3 protein-coding genes and 3 pseudogenes are annotated in these 8365 nt (G+C 74.1%); 1 reads left to right on the top strand and 5 read right to left on the bottom strand.

Annotation, left to right across the window (positions count from 1 at the left end):
* Nucleotides 1–175 precede the first annotated feature (175 nt).
* Nucleotides 176–1314 (top strand): annotated as a pseudogene (locus tag ACWJ6R_RS24780) (pyridoxal phosphate-dependent aminotransferase).
* 139 nt (nt 1315–1453) lie between these two features.
* On the opposite strand, the gene ACWJ6R_RS24785 reads toward ACWJ6R_RS24780, so the two are convergent.
* From ACWJ6R_RS24785 to ACWJ6R_RS24805, 5 genes and pseudogenes are all read right to left on the bottom strand, one after another.
* The gene (locus ACWJ6R_RS24785; protein WP_449064537.1) at nt 1454–2035 is read right to left on the bottom strand and encodes a phosphopantetheine-binding protein; all 582 of its coding nucleotides are present in this window, start codon (nt 2033–2035) and stop codon (nt 1454–1456) included.
* 212 nt (nt 2036–2247) lie between these two features.
* Nucleotides 2248–2760: pseudogene (locus ACWJ6R_RS24790) on the bottom strand (AMP-binding protein); the annotation flags it as partial.
* 160 nt (nt 2761–2920) lie between these two features.
* A pseudogene (locus ACWJ6R_RS24795) lies at nt 2921–3160 on the bottom strand (AMP-binding protein); the annotation flags it as partial.
* Entirely contained in the window at nt 3124–4587 is a 1464-nt protein-coding gene (locus tag ACWJ6R_RS24800; RefSeq protein WP_449064535.1) for a condensation domain-containing protein, read from the bottom strand. The gene ACWJ6R_RS24800 and the pseudogene ACWJ6R_RS24795, both read right to left, overlap by 37 nt.
* Nucleotides 4584–8129 carry an MFS transporter gene (locus tag ACWJ6R_RS24805; RefSeq protein WP_449064536.1) on the bottom strand — a complete coding sequence of 1182 codons (3546 nt, stop codon included), beginning with the start codon at nt 8127–8129 and terminating at the stop codon, nt 4584–4586. The genes ACWJ6R_RS24800 and ACWJ6R_RS24805 overlap by 4 nt, the downstream gene beginning before the upstream one ends.
* Between the last annotated feature and the right edge of the window lie 236 nt (nt 8130–8365).

The following is an 8365-nucleotide window of genomic DNA, read 5'->3' on the forward strand; positions in this document are numbered from 1 at the left end:
GGGTCCCCGGGTCCCCCGGGTCCCCGGGTCCCCGGGGTCCCCGGACCCCACCGGGGCCCGTCCGGCCCTGCTCCGGATCCGTTCGCGCCGCGTGGACCCGTCCGGCTCTGCTCGGCCGGGATCGTCCGCGGGCGCCGTTACGCTGGCGTCCGTGAGTGATCCCCTGGTGGCGCGGATGCGCGAGTTCGGCACGACGATCTTCGCTGAGATGACGGCGCTCGCGCTGCGGACGGGTTCGGTCAACCTGGGGCAGGGCTTCCCCGACACCGACGGGCCGCCCGCGATGCTGGAGCGGGCGGTCGAGGCGATCCGCGACGGCCTCAACCAGTACCCTCCCGGTCCCGGCGTCCCGGAGCTGCGCCAGGCCGTCTCCGAGCACCGCGAAGACCACTACGACCTGGCCTACGACCCCGACGGGGAGGTCCTCGTCACGGTCGGGCGACCGAGGCCATCGCGGCGGCGGTCCTGGCGCTCTGCGAGGCCGGCGACGAGGTGATCGTCTTCGAGCCCTACTACGACTCCTACGCCGCCTCCGTCGCGCTGGCCGGGGCGGTGCTCCGCCCGGTCACGCTCCGTCCCGCCGGGGGCCGCTTCACCTTCGACCCGGCCGAACTGCGGGCGGCGGCCGGGCCCCGGACCCGGGCGATCCTGGTCAACTCCCCGCACAATCCGACCGGGACCGTGTTCACCCGGGCGGAGCTGGAGGTCGTCGCCGAGCTCTGCGCCGAACGCGACCTGGTCGCGATCACCGACGAGGTCTACGAGCACCTGACCTTCGGCGGCGTCCCGCACATCCCGCTCGCCACCCTCCCGGGCATGCGCGAGCGGACCGTGATGATCTCCTCGGCGGGCAAGACCTTCTCGGTGACCGGCTGGAAGACGGGCTGGATCTGCGCTCCGGCGCCGTTCGTCCGGGCGGTGCAGACGGTCAAGCAGTTCCTCACCTTCACCGCCTCCGCCCCCTGGCAGCTCGCCGTGGCCTACGCCCTGCGCCACGAGCTCGACTGGGTGGCCGACCTCCGTACCGACCTGCAGGGCAAGCGGGACCGCCTCGCCGAAGGGCTGTCGGCCGCCGGTTTCGAGGTCTACCGCCCCGACGGGACCTACTTCGTCCAGGCCGACATCCGTCCCCTGGGCTTCACCGACGGCCTGGCGCTGGCCCGCGAGCTGCCGTCCCTGGCCGGGGTGGTCGCCGTCCCCACCCAGGTCTTCTACGCCCGCCCCGAACGCGGCCGGCACTTCGTCCGCTTCGCCTTCTGCAAACGCGACGAGGTCATCGACGAGGCCGTGACCAGGCTCCGGAAGCTCTCCTGAAGCGTCCTGACCTGCATTAGCGCCTTGAAGAGATCTGACATCACGTCTACGCAGGGACGCGCCCGCCCTCCGCTGCCTCGCGAGGGCAGCGGAGCGGGCTTGACGCCGCAGGCGGCCCGGTGATCCGTCGTTCCGCGGCTCAGGCGCGTCCGTCGATCAGCGACTCGGCCTCCTCCTCGGACAGCTGGTCGATCTCGGCGGCCAGGCGCTCCTCGACGACGACCGCGAGGCGGCGGATCGTGCGGGTGGTGAACAGGGCGTTCAGCGGCAGGTCGATGCCGATCTCGGAGCAGATCCGGGCGACGACCCGGGTGCCGAGCAGCGAGTGGCCGCCGACGTCGAAGAAGTCGTCGTCGACCCCCAGACCCGTCCGGCCCAGGATCTCGCACCAGATCTCGTGCACCAGTTCCTCGCCCGCGGTGGACGGCACCGCGGCCGGGGGCGGGCCGCCGTCCGCGTGCGGCGCGGGCAGGGCGGCCCGGTCCAGCTTCCCGTTGGGCAACCGGGGGAAGTCACCGACCCGCACGTACAGGCTGGGCAGCATCGGCGCGGGCAGGCGGTTCTGCAGGAACGCCCGCAGCTCTCCGGCGGGGACCTCCGTGTCGACGTAGGCGACCAGCGCCCGGCCCCCGGGGGCGTCCTCCCGCACCGACGCGACCGCCCTGCGCACCCCGGGATGGGCCGACAGCGCCGCCTCCACCTCGCCGAGCTCGATCCGCACGCCCCGTACCTTGACCTGGTCGTCGACGCGGCCCAGGAACTCGATCGTGCCGTCGGGCGCCGCCGTACGAGGTCGCCGGTCCGGTACAGGCGGGTGCCGTGCCCGAAGGGGTCGGCGACGAAGCGCTCCGCGGTGAGACCGGGGCGGCCGCGGTAGCCGCGGGCCAGGCCGTCGCCGCCCAGGTACAGCTCGCCCGCCACTCCCGGCGGGACCGGCTCCATCGCCCCGTCGAGCACGTGGGCGACGGTGTTGGCCACGGGCAGGCCGATGGGCACGGTTCCGGCCCCCCGGGAGGTCCGGTGGACCGTCGACCAGATCGTCGTCTCCGTCGGCCCGTAGAGGTTCCACAGCTCCCCGGCGACCTCGTGGATCCGGCCGGCCAGGCGGGCGGAGAGCGGTTCGCCGCCGCTGAACACCCGGGGCAGCCCGGCGGACAGGTGCCGGAGGACCTCCTCCAGCACCGAGGGCGGCGCCTGCACCGTGGTCACCCCCGCCTCCGCGACCAGCGCGCCGAGGCCGCCCGTCCCGTACGGCGGGGCGATCACCACGGTGCCGCCCGCCAGCAGCGGCCCGAAGATCTCCAGTGCGGCGATGTCGAACGAGAGCGAGGTCAGCAGCAGCATCCGCTCCGCAGAGGTGAAGCCCAGGCCGGTGACCAGGTTCACCACGCCCCGGTGCGGGACCATCACCCCCTTGGGCGTGCCCGTCGAGCCGGAGGTGTAGATGACGTAGGCGAGGGAGTCGGGGGAGGGGCTCGTCCGGGGGCAGCGGGGGGAGGGGCCCGGACAGCAGGGCGTCCAGCAGGATCGCCGGCGGGTGGTCGCTGGGCAGGCGCTCCACCAGCGTCGAGCGGGTCAGCAGCAGCCCGGCGCCCGAATCGGCCAGCATGAACCGGAGCCGGTCGGCCGGGTAGTCCGGGTCCAGCGGCACGTAGCAGCCCCCGGCCTTCAGCACCGCCAGCAGCGCCACGACCAGTTCGGCGTCCCGCGGCAGGCACACCGCCACCGGGGCCTGCGCGCGGATCCCGCGCTGGCGCAGCCGCCTGGCCAGGCCGTCGGCGCGCTTCTCCAGCTCCGCGTAGGTCAGCGTCACCGTGCCGCCCGTGCCGCCTGGGCCGCGCGACACGATCGCCGGGCGTCCGGCGCCCGCGCCGCCTGCTCGGCCACCAGCTCGTGCAGGCAGCGGCCGGGGTACGGCGAGGCGGGGCCGTGCCAGGCGGTGAGCAGCTTCTCGCGCTCCCCGGCGGCCAGGAGGGGGAGCCGGGAGACCGGCCGCTCCGGGTCGCCGACGGCCGCCTCCAGCAGGACCAGGAAGGCCGAGAGCAGGCGGCGGACGGTGCCCTCCTCGAACAGCTCGGTGCTGTACTCGATCCAGCCGCTCAGCCGGCCCTGCGGGCTCTGCACCTCCAGGGTGAGGTCGGTCTTGGCCGTCCCGGTGGAGAGCTGGCGGCCGTGCGCGTCGATCGGGAGCTGGTTGAAGCCGATCTGGTAGAGGGGGGTGCGGGCGGGGTCGCGCGGCGGCCGGAGGGCCTCCACCAGTTTGGCGAACGGCACGTCCTGGTGGTCGAGGGCCTCCATGACCGTGGTGCGGACCCGTTCCAGCGCCTCGCCGAACGCCGGGTCGCCGCCCAGGTCGATCCGGAGCGGCAGGGTGTTGACGAACATGCCGATCAGCGGGTTCAGCTCCGGGGTCTCGCGCCCGGCCACCGGGGAGCCCACGACGACGTCCGTCCGGCCCGTCCAGCGGGCCAGCAGCGCGGCGAACGCGGTGAGCAGGACCATGAACGGGGTGGTGGAGGTCCGCCCGGCCAGCTCGGCCACCCGCTCGCAGACGCCGTCCGGGACGGAGAAGTCCACGGTGGCGCCGGCGTGGCCGAACTCCTCCGGGCGGGGCCGGTCCGGCGGCAGCTCCAGCGGGACGCTCCCGGCGAGCTTCTCCCGCCAGTAGTCCAGGTCGGCCTCGAGCGCGCCGCCGGCCAGCCGGTCGCGCTGCCAGACGGCGTAGTCGGCGTACTGGATCGCCAGTTCCGGCAGGCGCGGAGGGCGCTCCTCGCGCAGCGCCGCGCAGAGCTCGCCCAGCTCCTCCATGAAGAGCCGGGCGGACCAGGCGTCGTAGACCGTGTGGTGGGCGACGACGAGCAGCCGCCACTCGTCCCGGCCCGCCTCGTCCGGTCCCAGGCGGACCAGCCGGGCCCGCCAGAGGGGGGCCCGGTCGAGGGAGAACGGCGCCGCGGCCTCCTCGGCGGCGATCCGCTCGAACTCCGCCCGCGCGTCGTCCGCGCCCGACACGTCGCTCCTGCCCAGGACCACCGGGACGTCGGCGGCGATGATCTGCACGACCTGCCCGTCCCGCAGGGCGAACGCGGTGCGCAGCGGCTCGTGCCGGCGCACCAGCAGGCCGAGCGCGCGTTCCAGCAGGCCGGGGTCGACCGGCCGCATCCAGGGCAGGGCGGAGCACGCGGCGATGTTGTACACCGCGAGCCCCGGCCGCAGCTCGCTCAGGAACCAGATCCGCTCCTGGGCGAACGAGGCGGGAAAGACATCGCCGGTCAACGGCCCTCCTTCGACGGGTCCTTCAGGCAGTCGCGGATCTCGCCGGTGATGGGGGCCAGGGCGTCGGTCTCGCCGATGGTGGCCAGCCAGCCCCACTGGTCCAGCGCGTGGTAGAGGCGGTAGAGGGCGACGCGTGCGGCCCAGTCGGCGGGCAGCTCGCCGTACCCGGCCAGCAGTTCCCGGCGGCGCACGGGGTCCCCCCGGACCGCGAAGTAGTCGGTCTTCGCCAGGTCCATGAGCGGGTCGCCGCCGAGGGCGTTCTCCATGTCGATCACGCCGGTGAGGTGCCACGATCCGTCGCGCTCGGCGACCATCACGTTCCGCTCGTGGAAGTCGTGGTGGCACAGGACGGGCGTGCGGCAGCGCGCGAGCAGGTGCCGCCGGGCCTCGACGTAGTCGACGATCTCGGCGTGCAGGTCCGGGTCGCCGCCGAACTCGGCGAACTGGGCCGTCCGCAGGTCGAGCTGCCCGCCCAGGTAGGCCTCGTTGGTCGGCTCGCGGACCCCGTCGACCGGGCCGAACTCCTCCAGCCGCACGCCGTGCAGGGCGCGCAGCGCGGCCCCCATCTCCCGGTACAGCCCCGCGATCACCGGCTCGGGCAGGGCCCCGGACACCTCCGACAGGGGCCTGCCCTCGACCTTCGTCATGACCAGGTAGGCGCGGGGCAGGTCGCGCCTGGACTCGTCCTGCTTGACCACGGCGGGCGCCGGGACGCCGCTGCCGCGCAGCAGGTCGTAGACGAGCATCTCCTTGTGGAGCCTGGCGGTGAACAGGTCGGGGTAGATCTTCACGATCACGTCCGGGTGCGGCAGGCTCCGGTCGGCGCAGCGGACCTCGTAGACCGCGCTGATCTCCCCGCCGGTGCGCAGCACGACCCGCTCCACCTCGGTGCCCAGCAGCTCGCCGGCCTTGTCCGGCGGCAGCGGCATGGTGAGCGCCTTGGCGAACGCGGGCGCGCTCCAGGCCAGGCTGACCCGGTTGCCGGCCCGTTCGCGCAGGGCCTGGGCGCCGACCAGGTCGTCGGGTACGGCCTCGGGCACCTCGTCGTCGAAGCGGGCCAGTACGGGGGTCCGCATCGAGACGAGCACGTGGAGGACGATGCCGAGACCGAGCACGACGTACATGAAGGCGATGCCCCGGCCCTCGCCCACGCCGATCACGGCGCCCACACTGGAGGCCAGCGCGCCGCCGGGGGCCAGCAGCGGCTCCAGCAGGCGCTCGCCCAGCGGCGCGACCACGGCCATGCCCAGCGGCAGCGTGGACCACGAGATCATCTGGTTGACCGCCATGACCCGGCCGTGGAAGCGCTGCGGCACCTTCACGTGCACGATCGTCATGAAGACGCCGTTGACGATCGAGAGGCTGCACCACAGGCCGAAGGCCCCGGCGCCCACCACCAGGGGGGAGGCGTGCAGGCCGGTGACGACCGCGAAGAAGCCCAGCAGCAGCGTGCCCAGGAGCACCCCGCGCATCCGGCGCCGGCGCGGGCCGCCCCACAGCGCGACCACCAGGCCGCCCAGGGTGGCGCCCACGCCGCCGGCGAAGGAGATCTGCCCGGCGGTGGAGAGCGGGGCGAAGGAGAGCACCAGCGGCGAGATCGACAGCAGCAGCGCCGCCAGCATCACGTTCAGGACCGCGAAGTACAGCAGGGCCGCGCGCAGGTGGCGGTTGCCGAACGACATCCGGAACCCGTTGGCGATCTCCGCCGTCAGCGTCTCCCGGCGCACGTGCGCCATGGTGGCGGGGAACCGGATGAGCGCCAGCACCACCAGCAGCACTCCGAAGCTCGCCACGTCCACGGCGAGGATGCCGCCCAGGCCGATCGTGGACAGCAGCGCCACGGCCACCAGCGGCGCGACGAACTGGGAGGTGCCCATCACCATCTGCACGACGCCGGCCGCGTGGCCCAGGTACTGCTTGGGCACCAGCTGGGGCAGGGCGGTGGTGAAGGCCAGCCGCTGGAAGATCAGGGCGACCGACAGGCAGGCCGTCAGCGGGTAGAAGTGCCAGATCTCCAGGTTCCCGGTCCACAGCAGCGCGCCCAGGACGAGCTGGGTCCCGCCGGCCAGGCAGCCGCCCGTGACCATCATCCGGCGTTTGCCCGCCCGGTCCACCAGCGCCCCGATCAGCGGCGCGGCCACCACCCCCGGCATGATCGACAGCGCGGTGAACAGCGCGAAGTCCACCAGCGACCCGGTCGTCAGGTAGATCCAGACGGGGATGGCGAAGTCCGTGATCGCGGTTCCCGTCATCGTGACCAGCTGGGCCAGGGCGACGATCATGAACCGCCGCATGCTGGGGTCCGGCGCGGGCCGCCCGCCCACCCGGCGCTTCCACGGGCGGGCGTCCGGCACCGTGCGTGCGGGCGGCACCGTACGGCCGTCCGAGCCGGGCTCCGGTGGGGCGGAGGAGAGGGTGGAGCCGGAGGCGGCGGTCGCCGGGGTCTGCTGCGGAACCTCCCCGGGCCGGGTGGAGGTCTCCTCGATCCACCAGCCCGCGGCCGGGCCCCGGGACGTCCGGTCGAGGGTGTGCGCGGCGCCGTACCCCATCGCGATGTGGGTGTTGGTCAGGATCTCCGCCAGGTCCTCGGCCCGGTACTTCAGGAAGTAGTGCCCGGCCTCGTCGAGGATGACCAGCGCCGCCTCGGGACTGAGGAAGTGCCACTCCTTGTAGCGCTCGCGGTAGTAGTCGGTGGCGGGATCCTGCTCGCCCACCACCGAGACGACCGGCGCCCGGAGCGGGGCGATCTCCTCGGCCAGCAGCCGGGTGAAGCTCTCCTCGGCGATCAGGGTGTCCCGGCGCTGGTTGCGGACCATGAACCTGATCTGCTCCTCGTCGAGCCCGGAGACGTCGTTGCCCATCGACTTCATCCGGTTCTCGTAGGCCCGGTCGCCGCGCAGCCGGTCCGTGCGGAGCAGCCGGCCCAGGGGGCCCGCGAGGCGGCCGACGGGCCGGGCGAACGGGAAGATCGCACCGATGTAGACGGCCTCCAGGTCCCGGCCGCGCGCCTCCAGCCGCCGGGCCACCTCCACGGCGAGCGCGCCGCCGATGCCGCAGTGGCCGTAGACCGCCAGCGGGCCGTCGATGCCCTCCAGGATCTCCGCGACGCACTGGTCGGCGATCTCGTCCAGGGGCTTGGTCTCCTCGTCGGGCAGGCCGGGGTCATGGCCGGGGAAGGCCATCGCGTACAGCGCGCACTCCTCGGGCAGCGCGTCCGCCAGCGGCTGGAAGACCATCGCCTGGCCGCCGCCGTACGGGATGCAGACGTAGGTGATGCTCCGCCGGGGGCCCGGCCGGGTCAGCTCGTACAGCAGGGAGCGGGGCCCGCGCGGCGCGTCCGTCCGCTCCACCAGCTCGGCCAGGGCGCGCACCGTCGGGTGCTTGAACAGGTCCATGACGCCGACCGCCCGGCCCTGCTCCGGACCGGGCAGCGCCTTGCGCAGGCGGGCGACCATCTGGATGGCGACCAGGGAGTGGCCGCCGAGCTCGAAGAAGTCGTCGTCGGCGCCGACGGACTCCACCCCCAGCAGCTCCCGCCACACCTCGGCGATGGCGCGCTCCGCGGGTGTGGCCGGCTCGGCGCCGCGTCCGCCGGTCTCCCCGGGCCGCGGCGGGCCGGCAGCGCCGCCCGGTCCAGCTTGCCGTTGGGGCTCAGCGGCAGCGCGTCCAGGACCACGATCGCCGAGGGCACCATGGCGTCGGGCAGGACGGCGCGCAGCTCCGCGCGCAGCGCGGCCGGATCGGGCCCGGACGTCTCCGCGGGTCCGACCGCCTCCGC

Source organism: Planomonospora algeriensis, from assembly GCF_977012225.1.